28 protein-coding genes are annotated in these 26,528 nt (G+C 32.9%); 24 read left to right on the forward strand and 4 right to left on the reverse strand.

From position 1 onward, the window contains the following. Positions 1-16 precede the first annotated feature (16 nt). The 3 genes from HPY57_00255 (at position 17) to rpmA (ending at position 1,543) form a co-directional block, all read left to right on the forward strand. Positions 17-907 (forward strand): DUF1684 domain-containing protein, encoded by an 891-nt coding sequence (locus HPY57_00255; GenBank protein ID NPV10212.1) that lies wholly within the window; start codon positions 17-19, stop codon positions 905-907. 63 nt (positions 908-970) lie between these two features. Next, entirely contained in the window at positions 971-1,279 is a 309-nt protein-coding gene (gene rplU / locus HPY57_00260; GenBank protein ID NPV10213.1) for a 50S ribosomal protein L21, read from the forward strand. A 9-nt stretch (positions 1,280-1,288) separates the two neighbouring features. Then, positions 1,289-1,543 (forward strand): 50S ribosomal protein L27, encoded by a 255-nt coding sequence (rpmA, locus tag HPY57_00265; GenBank protein NPV10214.1) that lies wholly within the window; start codon positions 1,289-1,291, stop codon positions 1,541-1,543. A gap of 76 nt (positions 1,544-1,619) precedes the next feature. On the opposite strand, the gene mdh is transcribed toward rpmA, so the two are convergent. The 4 genes from mdh to HPY57_00285 are packed head-to-tail and all read right to left on the reverse strand — an operon-like array spanning position 1,620 to position 6,365. Next, positions 1,620-2,585: a malate dehydrogenase gene (gene mdh, locus HPY57_00270; protein NPV10215.1), complete on the reverse strand. Its 966-nt coding sequence runs from the start codon at positions 2,583-2,585 to the stop codon at positions 1,620-1,622. Positions 2,586-2,607: 22 nt separating this feature from the next. Beyond that, complete coding sequence (locus HPY57_00275; protein ID NPV10216.1) at positions 2,608-3,024, reverse strand: ATP-binding protein; 417 nt, start codon at positions 3,022-3,024, stop codon at positions 2,608-2,610. Between the two features lie 37 nt (positions 3,025-3,061). Next, positions 3,062-4,987 carry a hypothetical protein gene (locus HPY57_00280; GenBank protein NPV10217.1) on the reverse strand — a complete coding sequence of 642 codons (1,926 nt, stop codon included), beginning with the start codon at positions 4,985-4,987 and terminating at the stop codon, positions 3,062-3,064. Beyond that, positions 4,971-6,365, reverse strand: a complete 1,395-nt coding sequence (locus tag HPY57_00285; protein ID NPV10218.1) for an MBL fold metallo-hydrolase — start codon at positions 6,363-6,365, stop codon at positions 4,971-4,973. The genes HPY57_00280 and HPY57_00285 overlap by 17 nt, the downstream gene beginning before the upstream one ends. Positions 6,366-6,737: 372 nt before the next feature. Here HPY57_00285 and HPY57_00290 point away from each other — a divergent pair, with 372 nt between their 5' ends. From HPY57_00290 to fabG, 21 genes are all read left to right on the forward strand, one after another. Further along, a complete protein-coding gene (locus tag HPY57_00290; GenBank protein NPV10219.1) occupies positions 6,738-7,307 on the forward strand; it encodes a cytochrome c3 family protein in 570 nt (189 codons plus the stop codon). Positions 7,308-7,322: 15 nt separating this feature from the next. Then, entirely contained in the window at positions 7,323-7,490 is a 168-nt protein-coding gene (locus HPY57_00295) for a hypothetical protein (GenBank protein ID NPV10220.1), read from the forward strand. 14 nt (positions 7,491-7,504) lie between these two features. Beyond that, complete coding sequence (locus HPY57_00300) at positions 7,505-10,567, forward strand: TAT-variant-translocated molybdopterin oxidoreductase (protein ID NPV10221.1); 3,063 nt, start codon at positions 7,505-7,507, stop codon at positions 10,565-10,567. After that, the gene (nrfD, locus tag HPY57_00305) at positions 10,567-11,937 is read left to right on the forward strand and encodes a polysulfide reductase NrfD (GenBank protein ID NPV10222.1); all 1,371 of its coding nucleotides are present in this window, start codon (positions 10,567-10,569) and stop codon (positions 11,935-11,937) included. The genes HPY57_00300 and nrfD overlap by 1 nt, the downstream gene beginning before the upstream one ends. After that, positions 11,937-13,076: a DUF3341 domain-containing protein gene (locus HPY57_00310; protein ID NPV10223.1), complete on the forward strand. Its 1,140-nt coding sequence runs from the start codon at positions 11,937-11,939 to the stop codon at positions 13,074-13,076. Before nrfD ends, HPY57_00310 begins: the two co-directional genes overlap by 1 nt. 104 nt (positions 13,077-13,180) lie before the next feature. Further along, positions 13,181-14,257, forward strand: a complete 1,077-nt coding sequence (locus HPY57_00315) for a quinol:cytochrome C oxidoreductase (GenBank protein ID NPV10224.1) — start codon at positions 13,181-13,183, stop codon at positions 14,255-14,257. Further along, entirely contained in the window at positions 14,254-15,204 is a 951-nt protein-coding gene (locus HPY57_00320; protein ID NPV10225.1) for a cytochrome c, read from the forward strand. Before HPY57_00315 ends, HPY57_00320 begins: the two co-directional genes overlap by 4 nt. Next, entirely contained in the window at positions 15,201-15,992 is a 792-nt protein-coding gene (locus HPY57_00325) for an SCO family protein (protein ID NPV10226.1), read from the forward strand. The genes HPY57_00320 and HPY57_00325 overlap by 4 nt, the downstream gene beginning before the upstream one ends. 2 nt (positions 15,993-15,994) lie before the next feature. Continuing rightward, positions 15,995-17,659, forward strand: coding sequence for a cytochrome c oxidase subunit I (ctaD, locus tag HPY57_00330; protein ID NPV10227.1), 1,665 nt, complete (start codon positions 15,995-15,997; stop codon positions 17,657-17,659). A 5-nt stretch (positions 17,660-17,664) separates the two neighbouring features. Continuing rightward, positions 17,665-18,282, forward strand: coding sequence for a cytochrome c oxidase subunit 3 family protein (locus HPY57_00335; GenBank protein ID NPV10228.1), 618 nt, complete (start codon positions 17,665-17,667; stop codon positions 18,280-18,282). 9 nt (positions 18,283-18,291) lie between these two features. After that, a complete protein-coding gene (locus HPY57_00340) occupies positions 18,292-18,585 on the forward strand; it encodes a cytochrome-c oxidase (protein ID NPV10229.1) in 294 nt (97 codons plus the stop codon). A gap of 6 nt (positions 18,586-18,591) precedes the next feature. Continuing rightward, on the forward strand, positions 18,592-19,215 hold the full coding sequence (gene coxB, locus HPY57_00345) for a cytochrome c oxidase subunit II (GenBank protein NPV10230.1): 624 nt from the start codon (positions 18,592-18,594) through the stop codon (positions 19,213-19,215). Further along, a complete protein-coding gene (cyoE, locus tag HPY57_00350; GenBank protein ID NPV10231.1) occupies positions 19,215-20,084 on the forward strand; it encodes a protoheme IX farnesyltransferase in 870 nt (289 codons plus the stop codon). The genes coxB and cyoE overlap by 1 nt, the downstream gene beginning before the upstream one ends. Before the next feature lie 12 nt (positions 20,085-20,096). Next, positions 20,097-21,431, forward strand: a complete 1,335-nt coding sequence (locus HPY57_00355; protein ID NPV10232.1) for a c-type cytochrome — start codon at positions 20,097-20,099, stop codon at positions 21,429-21,431. A 73-nt stretch (positions 21,432-21,504) separates the two neighbouring features. After that, positions 21,505-22,005 carry a DUF177 domain-containing protein gene (locus HPY57_00360; protein NPV10233.1) on the forward strand — a complete coding sequence of 167 codons (501 nt, stop codon included), beginning with the start codon at positions 21,505-21,507 and terminating at the stop codon, positions 22,003-22,005. Positions 22,006-22,023: 18 nt separating this feature from the next. After that, the gene (rpmF, locus tag HPY57_00365) at positions 22,024-22,206 is read left to right on the forward strand and encodes a 50S ribosomal protein L32 (GenBank protein ID NPV10234.1); all 183 of its coding nucleotides are present in this window, start codon (positions 22,024-22,026) and stop codon (positions 22,204-22,206) included. Positions 22,207-22,269: 63 nt separating this feature from the next. After that, positions 22,270-23,253 (forward strand): phosphate acyltransferase PlsX, encoded by a 984-nt coding sequence (gene plsX, locus HPY57_00370; protein NPV10235.1) that lies wholly within the window; start codon positions 22,270-22,272, stop codon positions 23,251-23,253. Between the two features lie 15 nt (positions 23,254-23,268). Next, entirely contained in the window at positions 23,269-24,276 is a 1,008-nt protein-coding gene (locus tag HPY57_00375) for a ketoacyl-ACP synthase III (GenBank protein NPV10236.1), read from the forward strand. After that, positions 24,276-25,202: an ACP S-malonyltransferase gene (gene fabD / locus HPY57_00380; protein NPV10237.1), complete on the forward strand. Its 927-nt coding sequence runs from the start codon at positions 24,276-24,278 to the stop codon at positions 25,200-25,202. Before HPY57_00375 ends, fabD begins: the two co-directional genes overlap by 1 nt. Then, positions 25,186-25,776, forward strand: a complete 591-nt coding sequence (locus HPY57_00385) for a DUF3109 family protein (protein ID NPV10238.1) — start codon at positions 25,186-25,188, stop codon at positions 25,774-25,776. Before fabD ends, HPY57_00385 begins: the two co-directional genes overlap by 17 nt. Continuing rightward, on the forward strand, positions 25,760-26,503 hold the full coding sequence (gene fabG / locus HPY57_00390; protein NPV10239.1) for a 3-oxoacyl-[acyl-carrier-protein] reductase: 744 nt from the start codon (positions 25,760-25,762) through the stop codon (positions 26,501-26,503). The genes HPY57_00385 and fabG overlap by 17 nt, the downstream gene beginning before the upstream one ends. Positions 26,504-26,528 lie beyond the last annotated feature (25 nt).

Genomic DNA, 26,528 nt, shown 5'->3' on the forward strand with positions numbered 1-26,528 from the left:
ATTGAATGGTGTTTTTATGAAAAGAAGTTTAATAATTATTTCTATCTCAATGATTTTAATTTTTGGCTGCGAAACTTACAAAGAAAAAGGTTTACCTGAATATATTAAGGAAATTAATGACTGGCATCAAAAGAGAATTGAGAATTTAAAGAAAGAAAATGGATGGTTAAATCTTGTAGGGTTGTTTTTCTTGAAAGAAGGAGAAAATACATTTGGTTCGGGGAAAGAAAACGATTTTGTAATAGATGATAAAGAATTGCCAGAAAAGATATGCACATTCATTCTGAAAGATACATTAGTTGAAATGATTTCAAATGATAATGTTAATTTAATGGTGGATAGCGCTTCAGTTAAGCGAACATTCCTGAATCACGATTTAACTGGAAAACCGACTATTGTTTCTTACAAAAGTTATAGATGGTTCATCATAAAAAGGGGAGACAAGTTTGCATTACGAGTAAGAAACTTAGACGCTCCTTTGGTGAAAGAATTTAAAGGTATTGAACGATTTCCGGTGAACGAGGATTGGAAAGTTACTGCTGAATTTATTCCTTACAATCCACCTAAAGAAGTAATGGTTCCATCAATAATTGGAATTCCGGAAAAGGAGATATCGCCGGGAAGAGTTAGATTTCAAATTAAAGATAAAACTTATGAGCTTGAAGCACTTGATAGCGGAGATAAATTGTTTTTTGTTTTTGCCGATGAAACAAATGGTAAAGAAACTTACGGTGCTGGAAGATTTCTATATGCAGATAAACCTGATTCGAATGGAAAAGTAATTTTGGATTTTAATAAAGCATACAATCCACCTTGTGCATTTACTCATTATGCAACCTGTCCACTACCCACACCAGAAAATTTTCTCAAATTAAGAGTAACTGCTGGCGAAAAGAAATTTAAGTAATTGATTTTAGAGTATATTATTTTTATTTTTGTTTGCTAATCATTAATGAAAGGATTATATCTAATGGAAGCAGTAGTAAATATTGCTGGATTTCAATTTAAAGTAAAAGAGAACGATAAAATTTATATCCCCAAATTGGATGTCGAGGTAGGGAAGAATATTGAATTAAAAAATGTTTTAATGTTAATAAATGGCGATAAAGTCCAGATTGGTCAACCCTACATCGATGGTAAAACTATTACAGCAAAAGTTCTTGAACATACAAAAGACGATAAAGTCCTTGTTTTCAAAAAGAAAAGAAGAAAAGATTATAAAAAGTTGAGAGGACATCGTCAGCATTTAACAAGAATATTAATTGAAAAGATAAATTAGAGGTGAATTATGGCTCATAAAAAAGGACAAGGTTCTACTAAAAATGGTCGTGACTCTAATGCCCAGCGATTGGGTGTTAAGGCTTTCGGTGGTGAAATTGTTTCAGCTGGAAGCATAATAGTCAGACAGAGAGGGACAAAATTCCATCCAGGTTTAAATGTTGGAATTGGCGGTGACGATACCTTATTTGCAAAAGTTTCTGGTAGAGTTCAGTTTGTAACTAAAGCAAATAAGAAAGTTGTTAATGTAATTCCTTTAAATTAATTGTTGAATTAAAATAGGTTTAAAATAAAAAACCGAGGCTATTGCCTCGGTTTTTGTTTTTCAGTCATGAGTCAAATTAATAACCAAGTCGTTTCATATCTTCTACAAGATTTTTAACAGCATTAACTGAGTTATCGAACAAAGCTTTCTCTTCTTCATTCAAATCGATTTCAATTACTTTTTCAATTCCATTTGCACCTAAGATTACAGGTACACCCACATAATATCCATTTACGCCATATTCACCTTGTAGATAAGCACAAACTGGAAGAACTCGTTTTTCATCATAAATAATTGATTCAACCATTGCAATAGTTGAACTTGCCGGTGAATAAAAAGCTGAACCAGTTTTAAGTAATTTTACAACCTCACCACCTGCCATTTTTGTTCGTTCAATTATTGCGTTCATTACTTCGTTAGCTTTATCTTTATTGCCATATTTTTTCTCAAGCAATTCCATCACTGGAATACCATTAACATTTGCATATCGTTTAAGTGGAACCATTGTATCACCATGACCACCTAAAACTAATGCGTTGATATCTTTAACGGAAACACCAAGTTCCCATGCAATAAATGTTGCAAATCTGGATGAGTCCAGAACACCTGATTGACCCATTACACGATTTGGTTCAAATCCGCTGATATTTTTGAATAGAGTAACCATTGCATCAAGTGGATTTGATACAACAATCACAATTGCATTGGGGGAAGTGTTTTTAACATTTTCCGCAACGACTTTCATTATTTCTGCGTTTGTAGTGAGCAAGTCATCTCTGCTCATTCCAGGTTTTCTTGGCAGTCCAGCGGTGATGATAACTATGTCGGAATCTTTGGTGTCTTCATAAGAGTTTGTACCCGTTACTTTGACATCAAAGCCGTCAACTCTTGCAGCTTCAGCGATATCTAATGCTTTTCCCTGAGGCATATCCTGGACAATATCGTAAAGAACGACATCACCGAGCTGGCGTTTTGCAATTAATTGGGTAAGGACACCGCCAATTTGTCCACCGCCAATTAATGAGATTTTTTTCCTCGACATAATAATTCCTCCTCTATAATTTTTAGTTTTTGGTTAATTTAATTTTTAAGATAAGGCTGCTTCCTTCCGGTGATTTTTCGACTGAGATTTCGTCGACGAAATGTTTCATTATAAAAATACCGCGTCCATGTTCACTTAATAAATTTTCGGGAAGTGTGGGATCGGGGACTTTATCTAAGTCAAAACCTTGCCCCTCATCTGTCACTATGACTTTTAAGAATTCATCTGTTAAAATAAATTCTAAGATGATCTTTTTGTTTATATCGTTTTTATTGCCGTGGATGATTGCATTATTTACAGCTTCAGTGATGGCAAGCAAAATATTATTGTATTTATCGTGAGGAATATTTATTCCATCTAATGCTTCATCGAGATAGTTTGAGATGTTTTCAATCTCGAAAATTGATGTCTTAAGATTGTATTTTAATTGTCGAAACATTGCACTACAAAATTATAAAAAATTCAAAGAGAGACAATTAAAAAAGTAAGTATGAACTAAAACTCATATTAATATTTCTTCGTTTACTCATATTTGTCTGGGAAATGTATTCAATCCAGCTTTTCAATGTCAGATAAAAATCTTTTCGATAAAAAAGAAATATTTCAATTAAAGGTCCAATGCTCTTAATTTCATTTACGATGTTTCTCTCTTTGCCTTTGTAATTAGATTCAGTCAGCGAAGTATATCTGACTCCTGCTGAGATAAAATTTTTTTCTGATAGTAAATGACCCACTTTAAACTCACCAAACTGTTCATTCAAAAGTCTCCCAGGCAATGAGGAAAATCTTTTCCAATTTAAAGTGCCCTGTTCAGATAATCTCAAATTGAAAATTATATCAAAGAAATTTTTTGAAGAAAAGTAAAATTTTGTTGAGTCATAAAAAATGAATTGTCTAAAAGCAAAACTTTGAGAGCCTTGAAATAAATCTTCGAAATCATAAATCGTGTAATTGGCGAGAACTTCAAATTGATTTTTAGTTGAAAATTCGGGAGCTGAGTATTGAGTAAATGTAGTTAACCTTAAGACTCTATTCCAATTGTTGTTTGAACTTCTCTCTTTGTATAGATAGACCAGATGATTATTAAAAGATTCTATCGAAAAATGAGATTGAAGTCTTGTAGAGAAATACTTTAGATATTGAATTTTAATTATATAAAGCAATTCATCTCTATCATCTCTAATAATTAGAGCTGGATTAAGATAATTTTCAAGTGGAGGAGTATCGTATCGCAGTTTTGAAAAAGAACTTTCAATGAACAATGAATCTTTTCTGAAAAGATTGAGTTTGTTTTGTAAACTAAAAATAAATCTTGTTGAGAAATTATTCTTCTGAAGTTCTTCATCCAGCCTTTGATAATATAGATAATCTGGAATACTCTGAATGCGCTTAACAGAATGCTTTTCTGAACGTTCGCTGTAATTAATCTTAAGAGAATTTCTAAAACTTCCAATCAAAAAATGAGTCTCAGTCTGTAGATTTAGACGAAATTCTGCAACTTTTGAATCAAAGATATTTTTCGTGGGTTCATTTAGATTTTTATAACGAATATTTTTATCAACCGTTCTGTAATAAAAATTTCCGGTTATGTTAAGATCGAAATTTGTAATATTAATCAAGTCGAATCGTTGTGTCAGGTCAAGAATGTTATCATCCCTATTTTCAATATTAAAATCTGTGTTGAATATCCTTGCAGAGTTCGAGTCAATCGAAGTGAAATAATCTCGACTAATTCGGTTGAAATAGAGTCTCGATTGTGAAATTAAGTAATCGGAAAGAAGATTTTCGATCAAAAGTTCAGAGTTAATGTATTTGTTTTTTCTAATTGTCAGATTATCATTCTGTATTTTTAATCTGCCGTTAAATTTTGAAACAAGATATTTTTCATCGAGAGAGCTTTCAATGCCAAGTGTATTTCCGGTCTCTAACCTTTCAAATTGTTCTTCGGTTTTATAACCTAAAAAAGGGGAAATGTTTATCGAAGAATATGGATTAATATTTAGACTGCCTTTGAATGAAAAATCTTTGAAACGGCTGATTCCAATTTTCCTATTATCATTTATTCTGCGTGATTCAACAGCAAATGAAGGTTTTAGGTAATTTGTTAATGCATAACCTAATTGAGAAGTCAAATAGTTTTCATCTCTTATATTTTTAATCGAAGAAAAAATTATGGTTGAGTTGAATCTGTTCGATAATTTGAAATCGAATTTCCCGAAATTCCGATTAAAATTAATCGTTGAATTGAAACTGTGAACATTGAGCACTTTATTGTATGTGTTTAAAAAAGTCATTGCATTGGGGACATCAACTGAATCGGGATAATCAAGTCGAACTTGAGCATTTAATATGAAAACAAAAGCGAATAAGAGAAATATTAAGGAATTAAATCTCAAATTCATTTCCTCTTTCAGGAATAAAAATGTGATTGAAGCCTTTTTGTTTTAAGAGTGCTGCAAAAGTATTCAATTCATTTTCTTCACCATGAACTAAGAAAATTTTTCCCAATTTTTGTCTGTCAAAATTTTGATAAAACTCTAAAAGCTCTTTTTGATCGGCGTGGGCACTTAACGAATCTAAAACAGTAACTTTGGCTTTTACATTATATTCTTCGCCAAATATTTTAACAACTTTTTGTCCATCTGCGATTTTTCTTCCTAAGGTTTCGGCAGCGTTGTATCCAACGATTAAAATCTGGTTGTTTGGATTCTCAATATTATTGGCAAGATGATGAAGAATTCTACCATTTTCACACATTCCTGATGCTGAGATAATTATTGCAGGTTCTCGTAAATCGTTCAATGCTTTTGATTCTTCAACAGACTCGGTGAAGTGAACACATTCAAATTGAAATGGATCTTTACCTTTTTCGATGTATCTATAAGTTTCTTCATCATATTCTTCAATATGCTTTTGATAAATTCTGGTTATAGCCGTTGCAAGGGGACTATCGATGTAAATTGGAATTTTGAAATTAAAAGTATCAAAAATTTCGTGAAACAGTAAAATTAATTGTTGAGTTCTACTTTCACTGAAGGCGGGTATTATAATTTTGCCATTTCTCTTTAATGAATAAAAAATTCTATCAACCAAAATGTTTTTTGTCTCATGAATTGGTTGATGCACTCTTGCACCATAAGTTGCTTCAGAAATTAAAATATCAGGTGTTTCAATTGTATCAGGATCTTTGATTATTGGTAAATTTGGTCTGCCCAGATCACCTGTGAAAGTTAGATTTATTACTTTTCCAGTATTTTTAATTTTTAACTGAGTGATTGCTGACCCAAGAATATGACCAGCATTATAAAAGGTTAATTCAACATTATCATCGAGTTCAAAAGAATTATATAGTTTTATTCCTTTAAAGAGTGGTAATGATTTTTCAGCATCTTTTTGAGTGTATAATGGTTCGAGTGGTGGTTCGCCTTTCTTTTTCCTCTTTTTGTTTACGAATTCGATATCTTTTTCCTGAATGTGACCGCTATCCAAAAGCATTACTTTACCAAGATCACTTGTTGCATTTGTGCAGATTATTTTTCCTGAAAAACCCTGCTTGACCAGATTTGGGATATTTCCGATATGATCAATATGCGAATGTGAGACAATCAAGTAATCAATTTCTTCTGGATTGAAAAAATCAAATCTCGAGTTCAGTTCGAAGTAATCTTTTCTTTTACCTTGATACAAGCCACAATCGAGTAAGATTTTTGTTTTATTGATTTCGAGATAGTGCATTGACCCTGTTACTGTTTTGGTTGCACCGATAAATTTAATCCGCATTTTTAACCTTTTTTAATTTGAAATTACAAAAATTATTTATGATGATTTGTTTAGTGAACGCATGGTATGAAATCTTTGGATATGAATTTTACAAATTGTTTTATAAAAGTTGTACGAGAATTTAGAGCAATTTGAAATTTAGAAGTTAAAATTTTTAGTCTTTGAAATTAACTTAGTATTTCTAATAACTCGTAAAAGTTAAATGACTGCATTTAATGTTAATGCTCAATCTTGTCTTTAAAGTATTTTTTCGATACTTAAATTTTTTTTATAATTGCGAAACTTTTTAGAAAAGATGGAGAGGTAATACAGATAAGGAAAAAAATTCAATGCCTCCCATCAAAATAAATCTCAAATAAGAATAGGACACCGATGAATCATTCGAAACTTGACTATATTTTAAAAGTTCGAGTGCCGGTAACAATTTTTGTTATCATACTTTCTTTCGCTATAACTTATTATGTTTCCCGTCCAGAGAGAGATGGAATAGGATATAACCCTGAACAACCTATTCCATTTTCACATAAACTTCATGCTGGTGAAATGAAAATAGATTGTCAGTATTGCCATACTTCTGTTACTAAATCGAGATTTGCATCAATTCCATCGGTGCAAACCTGTATGAACTGTCACACAATTGCGAGAAAAAACAGACCGGCAATAATTCAACTAACAGAAATGTATCAAAAGAATATTCCATTAACATGGAAACGAGTTCATAAGTTAGCTGATTTCGCTTATTTCAATCACTCAGTCCATGTTAATCGTGGGATTGATTGCGCTGAATGTCATGGTGATGTGAAGAATATGGATGTAATAAAACAAGTCTCTTCTTTTACCATGGCAAGTTGTCTTGATTGTCATCGAAATGCTCAATTAAAATTGACTTACATTTCGAATGTTAAAAAAGGTCCTGAAAACTGCTTTGCCTGTCATAGATAAAAAGGTATAAAGAATATGACTGAGAAGAAAAAAACAAGAAAAGAATTTTTATCTAATTTATTCAAAGGCTCAATATTGGGAACTTTACTCTTTGGATTTCAATTTGGTAAGATTTTCGGCATTACCAAGAATCCAAAAATTTATTTCAAAGAAAATCCTGATTCAGTAAAACGAATTAAATAGCAAGAAGGATAAAAATGAGTCAAGATAATTTTAGAAGACACTGGAAAAGTCTTAGAGATTATTACAATCCAGAAGAATTAAAGAAAATTAAAGAAGATGAATTTTTAGAAGGTGCAATAGATAATGTTGATCTGGCAGGGATGCCTCCTATATCTCGAAGAAGATTTCTGGCTTTACTTTCGGTGTCGTCGGCTTTTGCATTTGCTGCTTGCTCAAACTTCAAAGACAAAGGCGAAATTGTTCCTTACAACAAAAAGCCCGAAGAAATTATCATAGGTAATGCTAATTTTTATGCGTCAAGTTTAAATTGCTGCCAGAATACCTGTTCAATTCTTGTAAAAACTCGAGAAGGCAGGCCAATTAAAATTGATGGAAATCCAGATCATCCAATTAATCAAGGTAAGGTTTGTATTAGAGGTCAAGCAGCAATTTTGAATTTGTATGATCCTGATAGATTAAAAAGTCCACTGCAGAAAGTTTCAAAACGACAATTTGCACCAATCAGCTGGAGAGAAGCAAATAAATCAATTACAGATGGATTAAACAAAGCAGTATTGCAGAATAAAGAAATTGCATTTATTTCAAATAAAACAAATTCTCCCACAACTCTTTCTGTATTGAAAGAATTTCAACAAAAATATCCGACCACTAAATTCTATTTTTATTCTAACTTTTCTAACAAGACAAAATTTGAAGCATGGAAAGAAATTTATGGAACAAACAGTTTACCTTCTATAAAACTTCAACAGGCAAAAATCATTGTCGCACTTGAAAGTGATTTCTTGAATACAGACGGTGATGTAATTGAGCAAGTAAGACAATTTGCAGTTACCAGAAATGTTAATGATTTGAAAAATTTTAGTCGTCTTTATGTTGTTGAAGGAAATCTCACTTTAACAGGCGCAAATTCTGACTATCGTTTGAGATTAAGACCAGACTTTCAGAAAGAATTTTTAGCAGGCTTATTAAATGAAATTCTTAACAGAGTAAATCCTAAAATTTCCTTACCGTCTGAATTAGTATCTCAGATTAAAAATTATTCATTAAGCTCTTTAGCGGCCAAATTAAATCTCTCAAAAGATGTGATCGATACATTGGTTAATGATTTGCTTAACAATCAAGGTAGATCGATCATAATTTGTGGTGATAGATTAGGCAAAGAAGAACATTTACTTACATTAATCTTAAATGAAGTATTAGGAAATTCTCAACTTTATGATTTTAATTCAGCCTATGTTAATCTGGTAGAAGAAAGTTCAATTCAAGATTTTGAAGAATTAATTTCAAAAATCAATCAAGGTCAGGTTGGTGCTGTAATAAATTTTGATTGCAATCCTGTTTATGATTTTTCTTTCTTGAGAATTTCAGATGTGTTTGAAAAAGTCGGCCTTGTTGTAACTTTATCTGAACAAAAAACTGAGACGACATCATTAAGTAATTTTATTCTTCCAATTCATAATGAACTCGAAAGCTGGAATGATTTTCAGGTAAGAAGCAACATTATAAATCTTCAGCAACCTGTGATTTCACCAATGTATGATACAAGGCAAAAAGAATCTATTTTAATTACCTGGACAACCGGTGAAGTTTATTATGATTCAATTTATCAAAGAAAATTGAAATCACGCTGGCAGAAAGAAGTCTTTCCACAATATTCTTCCATAAACAATTTCGATACATTCTGGTATGCTTGCCTTCACGATGGATTTCTAAAACTCCCAGGAAATAATGTTACCAAACCAAATTTTGCTGTAAGATCATTTAATATTTCAAATACTACTAAATCAAATGAGATACTTTTAAGCATCTATCCACATCCATATCTTTTTGATGGAAAATTTGGAAATAATGGCTGGCTGCATGAAGTTCCTCATCCAGTCACAAAAATAGTCTGGGATAATTACGCAGCAGTCTCTCCAAACACTGCGAAAAAATTAGACTTAAAGAATGGTGATTTGATTCAGGTTAGCAATGGAAAAAATAGTATAGAGCTGCCAGTCTTCGTTCAAGCAGGAGTTGCTGAAAATTTAATTTGTGTTGAAACTGGATATGGCAGAGAAGAGTGTGGTGAAATTGGAAAAGGAGTCGGGTTTAATGTTCAGTTTTTGATAAACAAAAATCAAAGCTCAATTTATAATTCGTATGTAAGCATAAAGAAGACGGGTGAGAAATACAATTTAGTAACAGCTCAGGAACATCATTCGATTGACGATACATTCGTTAAAGATTTTCATCGAAAGAGAAAAATAATTCAAGAAGGAACTATTCAGCAATATGAGAATGATCCTGATTTTATTCGTCGAGAAAGGGCAGAACTAATTAGTATTGTTCACGAAGTGAAATATGAAGGCGTTAAGTGGGCAATGGCAATTGATATGAATAAATGTATTGGTTGTAATGCTTGTGTGGTAAGTTGTGTTGCTGAAAATAATATTCCGATGGTTGGAAAAGATCAGGTTGAAAAAGGCAGAGAAATGCATTGGATGAGAATTGATACTTATTATTCAGGAAATCCAGAAGAAGTAATAGTAAGCAATCAGCCAATGTTATGTCAGCATTGTGATAATGCGCCTTGTGAAAATGTTTGTCCAGTCTCAGCTACGAATCATAGTCCAGATGGATTAAATCAAATGGCTTATAATCGTTGTGTTGGTACGAGATACTGTTCAAATAACTGTCCTTATAAAGTTCGAAGATTTAACTTTTTGGATTTCCGTTCTGAGTTCAATAATGAATATCAATATCAGGAGCCTTTGAATTTCTTAAATAATCCTGAAGTAACCGTTCGCTCTCGTGGTGTGATGGAAAAATGTACTTTCTGTGTGCAAAGAATAATGGAAGCGAGACAAAAAGCAATTGAACAAGACAAAGTGTTTAACGGCAGCGGAGTTATGACTGCCTGTCAGCAAGCATGCCCTTCAGATGCAATTGAATTCGGAAATATGCTTGATAAAAACTCAGAAGTTTCGAAGTTGAGAAATCATAAACTTGCATATTATGTTCTTGAAGAAACGAATGTAAAACCAAATGTAACTTACATTGCAAAACTCAGAAACATCAATTCGGAGAGTGTGTAGTGAGAACAATTGATTATACAATTGAACCCCCAGTTGTAGAAGGTAATCCATCGTTAAAATCAATCAATGAAAGCATTGCTCGACCGTTAGAGTCAAAACCACCGAAAGGCTGGTACATTGCAATTTCGATTAGTTTGACAATGCTTTTGATCGGCGCAGTTAGTCTTGCAATTACTTTTATAAAAGGCGTTGGTGTATGGGGTGTTAATCAACCTGTTGGTTGGGGATTTGATATTGTAAATTTCGTCTTTTGGGTTGGTATTGGTCACGCCGGAACATTAATCTCTGCAATCCTTTTTCTTTTGAGGCAAAGATGGCGAACAGCGATCGCAAGATTTGCAGAAGCAATGACAATTTTCGCTGTTATGTGTGCGGGACTTTTTCCTTTAATTCACACTGGTCGTCCATGGCTTGATGGTTATTTACTTCCTTATCCTAATCAACATGCTCTCTGGGTAAACTTCACATCTCCATTGTTGTGGGATGTCTTTGCTGTATCAACATATTTTACTGTTTCACTTGTTTTCTGGTATATTGGTTTAATTCCCGATCTTGCTACTCTTCGAGATAGAACAACTAACAAGTTCAAGAAAATTATTTATTCGATTTTAAGTCTCGGTTGGCGTCATTCTGCAAAGCATTGGAATCATTATGAAATGGCATACTTAATTCTTGCTGGATTTGCAACACCTCTTGTTTTATCAGTTCATACAATTGTTAGTTTCGATTTTGCAGTTTCAATTATGCCTGGCTGGCATACAACAATCTTCCCACCATATTTCGTTGCTGGTGCTGTTTTCTCTGGTTTTGCAATGGTTCAGAATGTTTTGATTGTTATTAGAAAGGTCTTCAAGATTGAACACATTATCACATTAGATACACTTGAAAAGATGAACAAGGTTATGCTTGCAACTGGAATGATGGTCGGTTATGCTTATGCTATGGAATTTTTCATTGCCTGGTATAGTGGTAATCCAATTGAACAATTTGTGTTTTTGAATCGTGCGCTTGGACCTTATGCTTGGGCATACTGGACAATGGTTTCTTGCAATGTTTTATTTACACAGCTTTTCTGGTTCAAAAAAATTCGAAGATCAATTCCAGTTATGTTCGTTATTGGTGTTCTTGTTAATGTTGGAATGTGGTTTGAAAGATTTGTGATTGTTGTAACGAGTCTTTCAAGAGATTATTTACCATCTAGCTGGGGAATGTATATTCCATCCATATTCGATATTGGAATTTTAATTGGAAGTTTTGGACTGTTCTTTACATTAATTTTCTTATTTATTCGAACACTGCCTGTAGTATCAATTGCTGAGGTTAAAGCTGTACTTCCAGAATCACAGCCATCTCACGGAGGAAGTCATTGATGGAAAATAAACCTTTATATTCTGTCGCTGCGATTTTTGACAATGTAAATAAAACAATTGAAGCAGTTGAGAAGATAAATCAGGCTGGTTATAAAAATTACGATGTTCACACTCCATATCCAGTTCATGGCTTACCTCAAGCGATGAAATTAAAGTCATCAAAGTTAGGATGGGTAACTCTGATTTTTGGATTATCAGGAGCAATATTCGCATTCTTATTTATGTACTGGGTGAATGTAATTGATTATCCACTAATTGTTGGTGGAAAGCCATTTTATCAATTGCCAGCTTATATTCCCGTAATGTTTGAAGTTACTGTTCTTTCAGCTGCGGTTTTTACAGTCGTATGGATGTTGTTTATTCTATTTAAGTTTCCAAATAACAGCCATCCTTTAATTGATACTGAATATATGAATAAAGTTAGTGTGGATAGATTTGGAATTTCAATTCAAGCAGATAATGAGGGATTTGATTTAGAAAAAGTTAAGGAGTTTTTCAAAAATCTTGGTGCTGAAGAAGTTTTTGAAATTTATTACAAGATTGATGAACTGAAAGATAAGCCCAAAATTTTTGATAAAAAGTTTATTTCATTTCTTGTATTGACTTCAATTATCGTTTCTGGAATAACTTACTTTGTTCTAAATCAACTTCTATTTATGGCTCCATTCAACTGGATGCACGAACAATTTCGAGTTGATCCTCAAACATCAATGACCGTTTTCAAAGATGGTTTTGGAATGAGAACTCCAGTTGAAGGCACTGTTTCAAGAGGTCATTTACCTTATCCATTTAAGGGAAATCCTGCAGAAGCTGAAAAGAATCTTATTAATCCACTTATCCCAACTGAAAAAGTTTTGAAACTTGGTAAATCAAAATATCTTACATTTTGTTCTCCCTGTCATGGTGATTATGGATTTGGTGATAGTCGATTAAGAGGGCAATTTCCCAATCCACCAACTCTACATTCAGACAGAATAAGAAATATGAAAGATGGTGGAATTTTCCACATAATAACCGAAGGTCAAAATGTTATGCCAAGTTATGCATCTCAATTAACTGAAGATGAAAGATGGGCAATAGTTCATTATATAAGAGTTCTACAAAGAGCTGTTAATCCAAAGGAGAGTGATTTAAGATGAGTCACGAAAATCAATCTTTCGAAGCAAAACCACTTCCAATAAGATTTAAGCAGATTTCGTTTGGACTATTCATACTTGGATTAGTATTGAGTGTTTTAGCTTTCATTTCAGATAGTCACAGAGCGTTAGCGAATTATAATGTGATTTTTACTTTTCTTATTAGTGTAGCCGTTGGAAATATATTTTTATTTGCAATTGAATATTTGTCAGGAGCTGTGTGGTCAACAGTAATGCGTAGAGTGAATGAAATTTTTATAAATTTTATTCCAATGGTTTTCGTAGTCGGGCTTGTCATTTTGTTCAACACACACTCAATTTTTCACTGGTCTCATGAAGAAGCTGTTAAAAGTGATAAACTTCTTCAATGGAAATCTCCTTATCTTAACCAAACATTTTTTACAATCAGATACTTTGTTTATTTCCTGCTTTGGATTGCGTTCGGTTTTTTTATGACAAGAAATTCTTTGAAACAAGATGAAAATAAAGATCAAACTTTAACTTATAAGAATTCAAAACTTTCTGCTTTCTTTCTGCCTGTTTTTGCGATTACATTGACTTTCTTTTCGATTGATTTCCTAATGAGCACTGAACCACATTGGTTCTCTACAATTTTTGGAGTTTATTATTTTTCGGGGACTGTTCTTGCTGCACTCTCTGTGGTTACAATTGCTGTTATCTTTTTATATGAGAAAGGATATTTTGGAAATATCCTGAAAAGAGATCATTTCTATAATCTAGGTGCATTGCTTTTTGCATTTGTAAATTTCTGGGCATACATAGCCTTCAGCCAGTTTTTGTTAATATGGTATGCAAATCTTCCCGAAGAAACTTTCTGGATGATTCATAGATGGCAAAAAGGTTGGGAAATATTTTCTTTCATCTTAATATTCGGACATTTTTTGATAACTTACTTTTCTCTTCTTTCTCAGCAAGCAAAAAGTAATTTGAAGAGATTAAAGTTTATGGCAATATGGATCCTAGTGATGCATTATGTCGATCTTTTCTGGTTAGTGATGCCTTCACTTTACAAAGAGGTTGTTTTTGGCTGGATTGAAATTTCATTTATAATTTTAGCAGTTGGAATTTTACTTGTTCTATTTATCTGGAGATATAATAAAATCAAAAATATTGTCCCAGCAGGTGATCCGAAGCTTAAAAGAAGTCTGGAGTTTCATTTATGAAAGAAAGAATTCGAAGATTTTTTGAAATTCAAGAAGAAATTAACTTTAAAGAAATTTTTACCAATCCTGAAAGACTTTTTGGATATACATACTTTTATTTTCTAGTAGTTATTGTTGGACTTGGAATTTATTTCGTTCAAAATCTTACCTTAATAAATAAAAACACCATTGTGCCTTTTGTTGCCGATAGTTCAAATGTACAGACTGATTTAAGTTTTGAACTTCCATCAAATTTACCTCCAGTCGATATTTTTAAATTAGCTGAAGCTACTCCTGCTTTGCTTGAAAAAGGAAAAGCATTTTATAATGCTAATTGCTCATCCTGTCATGGTGAAAATGGTAAAGGTGATGGTGTAGCTGGTGCTTCAATGAATCCAAAACCAAGGAATCTTACTTCTTCTGAAGGTTGGGTTAACGGTAGAAATTTTGCTGGAATGTATAAAACATTGCAGGTGGGTATTTTAAAAAGTGGAATGCCTGCATTTAATCATATTAATCCTGAAGAATTAATTGCTGTGATTCATTACATAAGAACATTTGCTAATGATTTTCCCTCAATTACAAAAGATGAACTTCAAAATCTCAACGATACTTACAAACTTTCTGAAGGTAAGAAAACTTCAGGGCAGATTCCTACATCAAAAGCTTTTAATGTCATTTTAATTGAGAAAAAGGATGAACAAAAACTTTATAATGAAATTTTACAAACAATTAATTCTAATTTTTCTAAATATGACGGATTGATCCTTTCAAAAGAAAAATTCGCCGGTCTTTTAACAACTACTTTTCAAAACAATTTTACTGAAACAGATTTTTGGAATATTGTCAAATCCAACCCGATTAATTATGGTCTAAGTCCCAAAATTTTACTTTTGGATGAAAATGGTAAAAAGAACTTTTATACGACTTCGATGAGTTTATTTAGCAAAAAGGATGGAAGACTATGATAAGCAAGATTTATAAAAACATTTTACTTATATCTTTTTTAATTCTAATTAGCATTTTTAATTTAAGTGCTTCGACACAGCCTCAAAAGAAAGCTGCGCTTGAGGAACAACTCGGAAAATATATTCCCCTTGATGCAGAATTTTATAATGAATTTGGGCAAAAGGTTAAATTAAGAGATGTGATTAAGAAACCTACGATACTTACTCTGGTTTTTTATGAATGCAAAGGTATATGCACACCTTTACTAACTGAATTGGCAAAAAACATAAATGAAATTGATCTTAAGTTAGGTAAGGATTATCAAATCGTTACTGTGAGTTTTGATCCTGAAGAAACATCATCTCTGGCAAGTTCAAAAAAAGCTAACTACATTAAATTACTTAATAATAAACCGCCCGATGATGCCTGGCAATTCTTAGTTGGAGATAGTTCGAATATTTATTCATTAACTAATTCAATTGGTTTTTATTTCTTTAAGGAAGAAGATCAATTTGTTCATCCTGGAGCCTTAATATTTATCTCACCGGAAGGAAAGATTACCAGATATCTACTCGGCATTGAATATCTACCATTCAATGTTAAAATGGCAATTCTTGAGGCAGGGGAAGGGAAAGTTGGTCCTACAATAGCTAAGTTGATCAAGTTCTGCTATGTTTATGATGCCGAAGGGAAAAAATACGCATTGAGTGTAACTCGAATTGCAGGAATAATAACGCTTATCGCTGCGGGGATTTTTATACTCTTTTTAATTGCAAAACCAAAGAAGAAAAATTTAGAGGTGAAGTAATTATGTCAGCTACGACTTTAAGTTATGGTGGAAATGGGAGCAATGGAAATCATTTAGATTATTTACACTCTCCAAAAAAATATAAAGGAATTTTCAATTGGATTTTTTCAACTGATCATAAGAAGATAGGGATATTATATCTCATCTCAATGCTCACATTTTTTGCTGTTGGTGTAACTCTTGGATTTTTAATGAGGTTGGAGCTTATCGCACCGGGCAAGACGATAATGGATCCGCAGACCTACAATCAAATTTTTACACTCCACGGTGTGATAATGATTTTTCTCTTTATCATTCCAGGTTTGCCAGCAGTTTTTGGTAATTTCTTTTTACCAATTATGATCGGTGCAAAAGATGTGGCGTTCCCGAGATTAAATCTTTTTTCATGGTGGTTATTTGTGACTGGTGGTTTGGTTGCTCTTATTTCCTTGTTCTTGCCTGGTGGACCAGCTGATACTGGCTGGACATTTTATATTCCTTATTCTGTGAGAACATCAACTAATGTAATACCTGCACTAATTGGTGCTTTTATTCTTGGCTTTTCATCAATTTTAACCGGTTTAAATTTCATCACCACAATTCATCGTTTAAGAGCTCCTGGAATGAGCTGGTTCAAAATGCCGCTCTTTGCTTGGTCACTTTATGCAACGGGCTGGGTACAGATTTTAGCAACTCCAATCGTTGGAATTACTTTGCTGCTTGTTGCAATTGAAAGATGGTTCGGTGTAGGAATTTTCGATCCTGCACTTGGTGGTGATCCAATCCTTTATCAACATTTGTTCTGGATTTATTCACATCCTGCGGTTTATATAATGATATTACCAGCAATGGGAGTTATTTCAGAAATTATTCCTGTTTTCTCAAGACGAACAATTTTTGGATATAAGTTCATTGCATTCTCAAGTATGGCGATTGCTCTTTTTGGTTCGCTTGTCTGGGCGCATCATATGTTTACGGTCGGTATGAGTGGAACTGCAATGTGGCTTTTTTCACTTTTAACATTTTTGGTTGCAATTCCGAGTGCGATTAAAGTCTTTAATTGGGTTGCAACACTTTACAAAGGTTCGATTGAACTTGAACCACCGATGTTATTCGCATTAAGTTTCATCTTTAATTTCACCATTGGTGGTTTTACTGGATTAATGCAAGGCGCTTTAGCTTTGAATATTCACATTCACGATACTTACTTTATTGTTGGTCATTTTCATTATGTAATGTTTGGTGGAACAGGCTTTGGAATTTTTGCTGCTCTTCACCACTGGTTTCCAAAAATGTTTGGCAAAATGTATAACAAAAAAGTTGCAAAAATCAGCTGGCTCTTTTTATTCATTGGATTTCAACTGCTTTACTTTCCAATGTTCGTAATGGGTTATCTTGGTATGCCAAGAAGATATTATGATTACCTGCCAGATTTTCATATTTATCATTTTATTTCCACGATTGGAAGCTGGATTTTAATTACGGGTCTCATTATAATGTTTACAAATTTGATCCTTGCTCTTAAAAAAGGTGAAAAAGCAGCTGCAAATCCCTGGGGTGGAGTTACTCTTGAATGGACAATACCTTCACCACCAATTCATGAGAATTTTGAAAAAATTCCGGTAGTAGAAAAAGAGCCCTATGATTATTCACATTATGAACAAGTTATTGAGGAGGCTAAAAATTGAATCAAATGGCTGAAGCATCTGTAAATACTCATCTTCATCGTGATGATGTTGGTGCAAAGATTGGAATGTGGCTTTTTCTATTTACTGAGTTGATACTATTTGGTGGAATGTTTTTGGTGTATGCTGTTTACAGATTTACTTATAGAGACTTTTTTGCCCTTGCGTCAAAGGAGCTTGATGTTTTTATCGGATTAATTAACACATTAGTCCTTTTAACGAGTAGTTTAACAATGGCTATGTCCATTACTGCATTAAGAAAGGATAATAAAAAATTATCTTTACTGTTTTTAGGTTCTACAATTTTCTTCGCTTTCCTGTTTTTGGTAAATAAATATTTTGAATGGTCAGCTAAATTTCAGCATGGTTTATTTCCTGGTTCCAATGAACTTCTTAGTTTACCCAAGGGAGAAATAATCTATTTTGGTCTGTATTATGTTATGACCGGTTTGCATGCAATACATGTGATCATTGGATTAGTAATATTATTGTTTATGTTCGTTTATATTATGAAAGGAAAAGTAAACAAAGATTATTACATAATGCTGGAGAATTCCGGATTATATTGGCATCTGGTTGATATAATCTGGATATTTCTTTTCCCGCTATTTTATTTAATTCATTAAAGGTGAGATATGGATAAAAAAGATTCACATAATCACATTGTCGGATATGGTACATATATTTTCGTCTGGTTGACGCTTATTGCGTTAACTGCGTTGACTGTTACTGCTGCAAGTTTTGACTTGGGGAATTTCTCCATAGTTGTTGCACTTGTCATCGCATCGATTAAAGGATTATTAGTGTTGCTTGTTTTTATGCATTTAAGATTTGATGATAGGATGTTTAGGATTTTTGTGTTCGTTGCATTTCTAACTTTAACAATATTTTTAGTGCTAACATTTTCAGATTATTCATTTATAAGGTAAGGAAATATGCTGTCAAATGCATCTAATTTTATTAAAGAAGTAGATGGAGTATTTTTATTTATCTTAGGAGTTTCTGTTTTACTCCTTATCTTGATTACATTTTTAATGGTTTATTTTGTTATTAAATACAATAGGAAAAAAAATCTTACTCCTAAAAATATAAAAGGTAATACTACACTTGAGATAATCTGGACAGTAATCCCAACAATTCTTGTTGTAGGAATGTTTTATTATGGATGGTATGGTTACAAGAAAATGACAGCGGCACCTAAGGATGCTTTTGAAATTAATGTAACAGGGAAAATGTGGGCGTGGGAATTTACTTATCCTAATGGTATGAAAACAGATACACTTGTTGTCCCAATTAATAAACCGATCAAACTCAATCTTCAATCTATTGATGTTAATCATTCTTTTTTTATTCCAGCTTTCAGAATAAAGCGTGATGTAATTCCCAACAAGAATAATTACTTGTGGTTTATTGCCGAAGAAGTTGGTGTTTATGATATTGCGTGTGCTGAATATTGTGGACTTAGACATTCCTATATGTATTCAAAATTGTATGCAATTCATCAAAATGAATTTGATGAGTGGTATAAGGCTAAATTAGATACAACAGTTGTAAAGTGATGAAAAAGATTTTTGATGCTTTTAAAATTTTACTCGAATTAACAAAGTTTAAGATAACTTCGTTTGTCACTGTCACAACCTTTCTTGGTTATGTTTTATACACAAAAGAATTGCGAATCGATCTTATTGGTGTGTTGATGGGAGTTTTGTTATTCTCTGGTGGTTCTGCAGTAATTAATCATTACCAGGAAAGAAATTTTGATGCGTTAATGAGAAGAACACGTAACAGACCAATTCCTTCTGGTAAAGTAAATTCAAAAATTGCTCTTGCACTTGGAATTTTATTCGCTTTAGGCGGATTTATTATTTTATACATTGGTTTTAATCTTACTTCAGCATTATTCGGATTATTAGCATTGGTTTGGTATAATTTAATTTATACACCACTTAAGAGAAAATTCGCACTTGCAGTTGTTCCTGGCTCTTTAATTGGTTCAATTCCACCCATAATTGGATGGACAGCAGCAGGGGGTTATCCATTTGACAATTCAATTTTGGTTATCGCATTTTTCCTGTTTATCTGGCAAATACCTCATTTCTGGTTACTAATGTTGTTTTTTGATGATGATTATAAAGCGGCTGGGTATCCAACTTTAACAAGCTATTTTTCTAAAGAACAAGTTTTTAGATTAACATTTATCTGGATGATTGCTCTTGGTGTTGCTTCTCTTGTAATGCCTTTGTTTAATTTAGTTAATCATCCTGTAGTTAACTACGGTTTGTTATTAACTGCAATATGGCTGATCTGGAATTCATCTAAGCTTATTAGAAAGAATGAAGAGAAATTAATATTAATTTCAGGTTTCAGGACAATTAATACATTTGTCCTTTTAATAGTTTTTCAACTTTCACTTGATAAACTTTTGTAAGAGGGAGAGAAAATGTTTTTATCATATGAAATTACATTACCTTTTAGTTATGATTACACAAGAGTCTTACAATTAGTTTCAGTGCTTGCTCATTCGTTACTATATTTTTACTTATTCTGGCTAAGCGGCTCAGCGTTATTAAGTTATTATTATGAATTTATAAAAAGGAGTGATCCTTCTACTGTTTTCGCAAAAAGACTAATTGATTTAACTTTTAGAAAATTATCATTTCCACTTGTACTTGGTATTTTACCATTTTTAGTAATTTTTTCTATCGATTTAATCTGGTTAAGAGATCCTGCATTTAAAGCACTTCACAATTGGTCAATTGTCAGTTTGGTGATTTTTCTTTGTTCAATTCCGGCTCTTTATTACTATAAATTTAGTTTCGCCTTGATCAATATTTTACCTAAGACTGTTATTGATAAAGAGTCCTCCGATTTTCTGAACTTAATGGAAAATAGCCTGAAGAACCATAAAAGAAGTGCTTTATTCGGTACATTAGGTATTTTGATTACACTATACTTAGTTTCTGTATTGAATGTAGCCAGAATCAATTACAATCCAACCGATTACAATTTTGACTTTATTGCTTACACATTACGCCTGGATGTGAACTTTAGATTTTTGTTTAATTTAATTTTATCATTTTCAGTAACCTATCTAATTAATCTATTTTTGAATTTTGTTTGGGACGATACGAAATTGAAGACTACCGAAGGTCTGTCTGAATTTATGAGAGAAAAATTGGTAAAAGGTGCATTTGTAACTGTTTTACTCCAACCTGTGTTTATATTGCTTGAAGTTTTGATTCTTCCAAGAAATAGTCTTTCATACTGGGTATTTATTTCCAGTGGGATCGTCTTGATTCTTCTTTTCTTAATCTCTAATCAATTGAAAGCATATAGAAAAGAATATTTGGATAGTTATTTGAGATATTCTTTTTATCTAATTGTTTTAGCAGTTATTTTTATTTCTGTCAAAGATGTTGTTGTGTTTGCTAATGTAATTAAACCAGAAACGGTCAAAATATCTCAGAGTTTTTTAAGTTATGAAGAAAATTTGAAGACAAAGCTAAATATTAAAACAGTTACATTTAGTGGAGAAGAAATTTTTACAGCAAAATGCTCAGCCTGTCACAGATTTGATCAAAAGCTAGTTGGACCACCATATAATGTTGTTTTACAAAAATATGAAAACAAAAAAGATCAACTTGTGAAATTTATTCTTAATCCTGTAAAAGTTGATCCAGCGTATCCGCCAATGCCCGCTCAGGGTTTAATTCCACCTGAGGCTGAGGCTGTAGCTGATTACATTATGAAAGTTTATCAGGAGAATAAGAAATAGTTAAGTTAACGCAATAAAAATTGATAAATAGTCTTTTTTTAAATAATTTTGCAACTGTTTTAGTTAGGTTAAAATGAAAATCAAGATAACCTCCCTATCAGAAGGGAGGCATTTTTATAATTTTGATGCGAGTGTAGAAGAGCTTGACCTTCCTTCAGAATTTTTTGGAAAAGCTAAGGTTCAAGTTCTTCTGGAAAAAACTAAGGAACATATTCTCATAAGAACATCATTAAGCGTTCATCGACATTGTGAATGTGATCGATGTCTGAGACAATATGATAGAGAGTTTTATAACGAATATCATATGTTTTATATACACGATATTCGAAATAAAGATTTATATGATGAGGATGTAGTTACAGTGATCAGAAATGATCAGGATTATATTGATATATCGAATGATGTTCGAGAGTATGCAATGTTAGCGATTCCGATGAAAAATCTTTGTAAAGATGATTGTAAAGGTCTTTGTCCTAGATGCGGAAAAGACTTAAACTTCGAAACCTGTACTTGCGAGCAAACAGAAATTGATCCAAGATGGTTATCATTAAAAGAATTATTAAAATCACAATGAAAGGAAAGGGATTATAAAATGCCAAATCCGAAGAGAAGACATTCAAAATCAAGAACAAGGAAAAGAAGAGCTCATTTCAAAGCAGCAGCTCCTGCACTTTCAACCTGCGCTAATTGTGGCGAACCAAAATTACAACATCGTGCCTGTCCAAATTGTGGATTTTACAAAGGCAGAACGATGTTTGTACCTAAGGCATCGTAAACTAATTTTAGGTTAATTTTGGAAAATACATCAGAAAATAAGTGTGTTATAGCCTTAGATGCAATGGGCGGTGATAATGCACCTCTGGTTACAACTAGAGGTGCTGCACTCGCCTATAAAGAGAGTGCAAAAAAGTTTGAAATCTTACTTGTTGGTAAAAAGCCCGAAATTGAAAAAATCATTCAGGAAGAAAATCTAGAATTCCCTCCAGAAAATATCATTGATGCACCTGAAGTTGTCGCTATGGATGATGTTCCAACAACTGCATTGAAGAATAAAAATACTTCAATGTCTGTTTGTATTGATTTGATTCAACAAGGTAAAGCAAATGCATTCGTAAGTGCTGGCAATACAGGTGCAGTTATGGCTCTTTCCACAATCCGACTCGGACGAATTGAAGGAATTAGCAGACCTGCTCTTGGTACAATTGTTCCAACATTAAAAAATAAATGTTTGGTTCTCGATGTAGGTGCCAATGTTGATACAAAAGCAAATAATCTCTTTGAATTTGCTGTTATGGGCAGTGTTTTTATGCAGGAAATTTTTGGAGTTCAAAATCCTAAAATTGGTTTATTAAGCATAGGCGAAGAAGACTCAAAAGGTAATGAAGTTACTCTGAACGCTAACAAATTATTAAGAGAATCGAAATTAAATTTTTATGGAAATGTTGAAGGTCGAGATATTCTAAAAGGTGAGGTAGATGTAATTGTTTGTGACGGATTTGTTGGAAATATTGTTCTAAAGTTTGCCGAAGGATTTTTACATTTTCTTATAAAAAAGCTTCGTGAGGCAGCCGAAGAAAATTTGATTAACAAATTAAAGATTGGTATTTCAAAGGGGCTCTTAAAAGATATCTTAAAAGTTTTTGATTACCAGGAATACGGTGGTGTTCCTCTTTTTGGAGTAAATGGAATCACAATTATTGGTCATGGATCAAGCTCTGAATTAGCAATAAAAAATATGATTTTCAGAGCTTATGAAACATACGAACATCGAATAGTTGAAAGAATAAGAGAGGCTATCAAGGGTTTTCACTTCAATTCATAAAAAAGGAGTGCAAAAATGACTAATCGAGAATCAAAATATAACGCACGAATAGTTGCGTTTGGTAAGTATGTCCCAGAAAAGGTTTTGGATAATAAATATTTTGAAAAGATTGTCGATACAACTGATGAATGGATTACTACAAGGACAGGAATTAAAGAGCGAAGAATATTAGAAAATGGTGCAACATCCGATATGGCTGTTAAAGCTATCGAGGATATGGTGAGAAGATTTAATGTGGATCTCAGCACAATTGATGTAATGATTGTAGCAACCGTTACCCCTGATATGTTTTTCCCATCAACTGCTTGTGTGATAATGGATAAACTTGAGATGGAAAATACCTGGGGATTTGATCTTTCTGCTGCTTGTTCCGGTTATGTGTTTGCTACTTCGACTGCACGAGCATTTATTGAAAGCGGTCTATATAAAAGAGTTCTTGTAGTTGGTGCTGATAAAATGTCTGCCATTACTGATTATACAGATCGAAATACTTGCATATTGTTCGGTGATGCTGCAGCTTGTACACTATTTGAAAGAACAGAGGATAAAAACGATGGTATTCTTGATGAACTTTTATATTGTGATGGAAGTGGCAGAAATCATCTTTATATGCTTGGAGGTGGAAGTCTAAATCCTGCTTCCCACGAAACTGTAGATAAAAGGATGCATTACATTTATCAGGATGGTAAAGCTGTTTTCAAAGTTGCTGTGATTGGTATGGCTGAGGTTGCTTATGAAATTATGGTTAGAAATAATTTGAAACCAGAAGATGTTGCTTACCTTGTACCTCATCAAGCTAATTTGAGAATTATTGAAGCAACAAGACAAAGAATGGGAATTGATCCAGAAAGGGTTATGGTAAATATCCATAAATATGGAAATACAACCGCAGCAACAATTCCTTTGTGTCTTGTTGACTATTATGATGAAGGGAAACTTAAGAAAGGAGATAACTTAATCCTTGCTTCATTTGGTGCAGGTTTTACCTGGGGTGGAATTTATCTAAAATGGAGTATTGATTAATGATCGCTTTTGTTTTCCCTGGACAAGGTTCTCAATATGTTGGAATGGGAAAAGATATCTATAAAGATTTTCCCGAATGTAGGGAAGTCTTTGACCATGCAAATGAAATACTTGGTTATGATTTAAAATCAATTTGTTTTGAAGGACCTGAAGATTTATTAAAACAAACTGAAAATACTCAACCAGCACTGTTTGTTCACAGCCTTGCAATTTTTGAATTACTTAAAGATTTTCAGATCAAAGCTGCGGCAGGTCACTCACTTGGAGAGTATTCTGCATTAACAGCTGCTGGTGTCTTTAAATTTGAAGATGGATTAAGATTGGTTCGAACTCGTGGTAAGTTAATGCAAGAATCTGGAATACGAAATCCAGGTACTATGGCAGCAATTGTTGGACTGACCATTGAAAAGGTTAATGAAATCTGTGAAAGTCTTAAAGATATTGGTATTGTTCAAGCAGCTAATTTTAATTCACCCGGTCAAATTGTTATTTCAGGAGAAGTTAACGCTGTAAAAAAAGCAATTGAACTTGCAAAACAAAATGGAGCCAAGCTTGCAAAGGAATTAGTAGTAAGTGGTGCTTTTCACTCTCCATTGATGAATTATGCGTATGAAAATATCGCTTCAGAACTTGAAAAGGTTCAGTTTTTTGAACCCAAATTCCCGGTTTATTCAAATGTAACTTCAGAAAAATTTAATAACGTTGAGGAGATAAAATCTCTCCTGGTGAAACAAATAATCAGCCCTGTGAAATGGCAGCAAATTGTAGAAAATATGACAAGAGATGGAATTAAAACATTTGTAGAGATTGGCGCTGGAAAAGTTTTAACGGGTTTAATTAAAAGGATCAATCCAGAAGCTGAAGTTATTAATGTCGGTACATCAGAGGAAATAAAAAAATTTTTGGAATATGGAAAAGTTCATTAAAGGCTTAAAAATTGATCCGTTAATTTTTACTTTTCCTTTTGTTCCAGGCTGCAATGTTGGATTGTGTTCTGGAGAGTGTTGCTGGTATGGTGTATATGTTGACTTGAAAGAAAGAGATTTTATCATTGAGAATAAAGAGATTATAAAACAATATATGGATGAAACTCAAACAAAAGATGAAACCTTATGGTTCGAAGAAGTTGAAGAAGATTCAGATTTTGAATCAGGATTTTGTGCTGGAACACAAATTTATCAACATAAATGCGTATTCCTCGATAAAAATGGTTATTGTTCACTTCAAAAGGCTGCAATTGAAAGAGGTGAACATAAATGGAAATATAAACCTCTTTATTGTGTAATTTTCCCATTAACGATTTATAATGGAACATTAACTGTAGATGATGAACATATTGCGAGATTACACTATTGCAGTAAACCACGTCATCAGACCTCAACTGTTTTTGATGCAACGAAAGATGAATTAATTTACTTACTCGGTGAAGATGGCTATCAAGAATTATTAGAATATCGAAATCAATTAATTGGAGGTAAACAACTTGAGATTACAAAATAAAGTAGCAATTGTAACTGGAGGTTCAAGAGGAATTGGTGCAGCAATTGCAAAAGAATTAGCCAGAGAAGGAGCTAAAGTTGTTTTAACATATAATTCATCTCCAGATAGAGCTCAATCAGTTCTTGAGGAAATTAAAAATTTTGGTGGGGAGGCAAGAATATTTCAAGCAAATGCAAGCAGTTTTGTTGATGCTCAAAATACAGTTGATTTTGCCTTAAAAGAATTTGGCGCACTGCACATTCTTGTCAACAATGCTGGAATTACAAAAGATAATCTTTTACTTAGAATGACTGAACAGGACTGGGACGATGTAATTAATACTAATTTGAAAAGTGTTTTTAATTACACAAAAGCAGCGATCAAACCTATGATTAGTCAACGGGAAGGTAAAATTATCAATATAAGTTCAGTCGTAGGAATTATGGGTAATATTGGACAAGCAAATTATGTTGCAGCAAAGGCCGGTGTCATAGGCTTAACCAAATCCCTTGCTAAAGAATTTGCAAGTCGAAATATAAATGTAAATGCAGTTGCACCTGGTTACATTGAAACCGATATGACCTCGAAATTAACAGATACACAAAAGCAGGCGATTCTAAATCTAATTCCACTTAAAAGAATTGGAAAACCTGAAGACATAGCTCGAGTAGTTGTATTCCTTGCATCCGAAGATGCAAACTATATTACAGGACAGGTATTCTGTGTCGATGGTGGAATGGTGATGTGAGTTTTGTTTATTTTTTCAATTAAGA

The organism is Ignavibacteria bacterium (assembly GCA_013177855.1).
Lineage (GTDB): Bacteria > Bacteroidota > Ignavibacteria > Ch128b > Ch128b > Ch128b.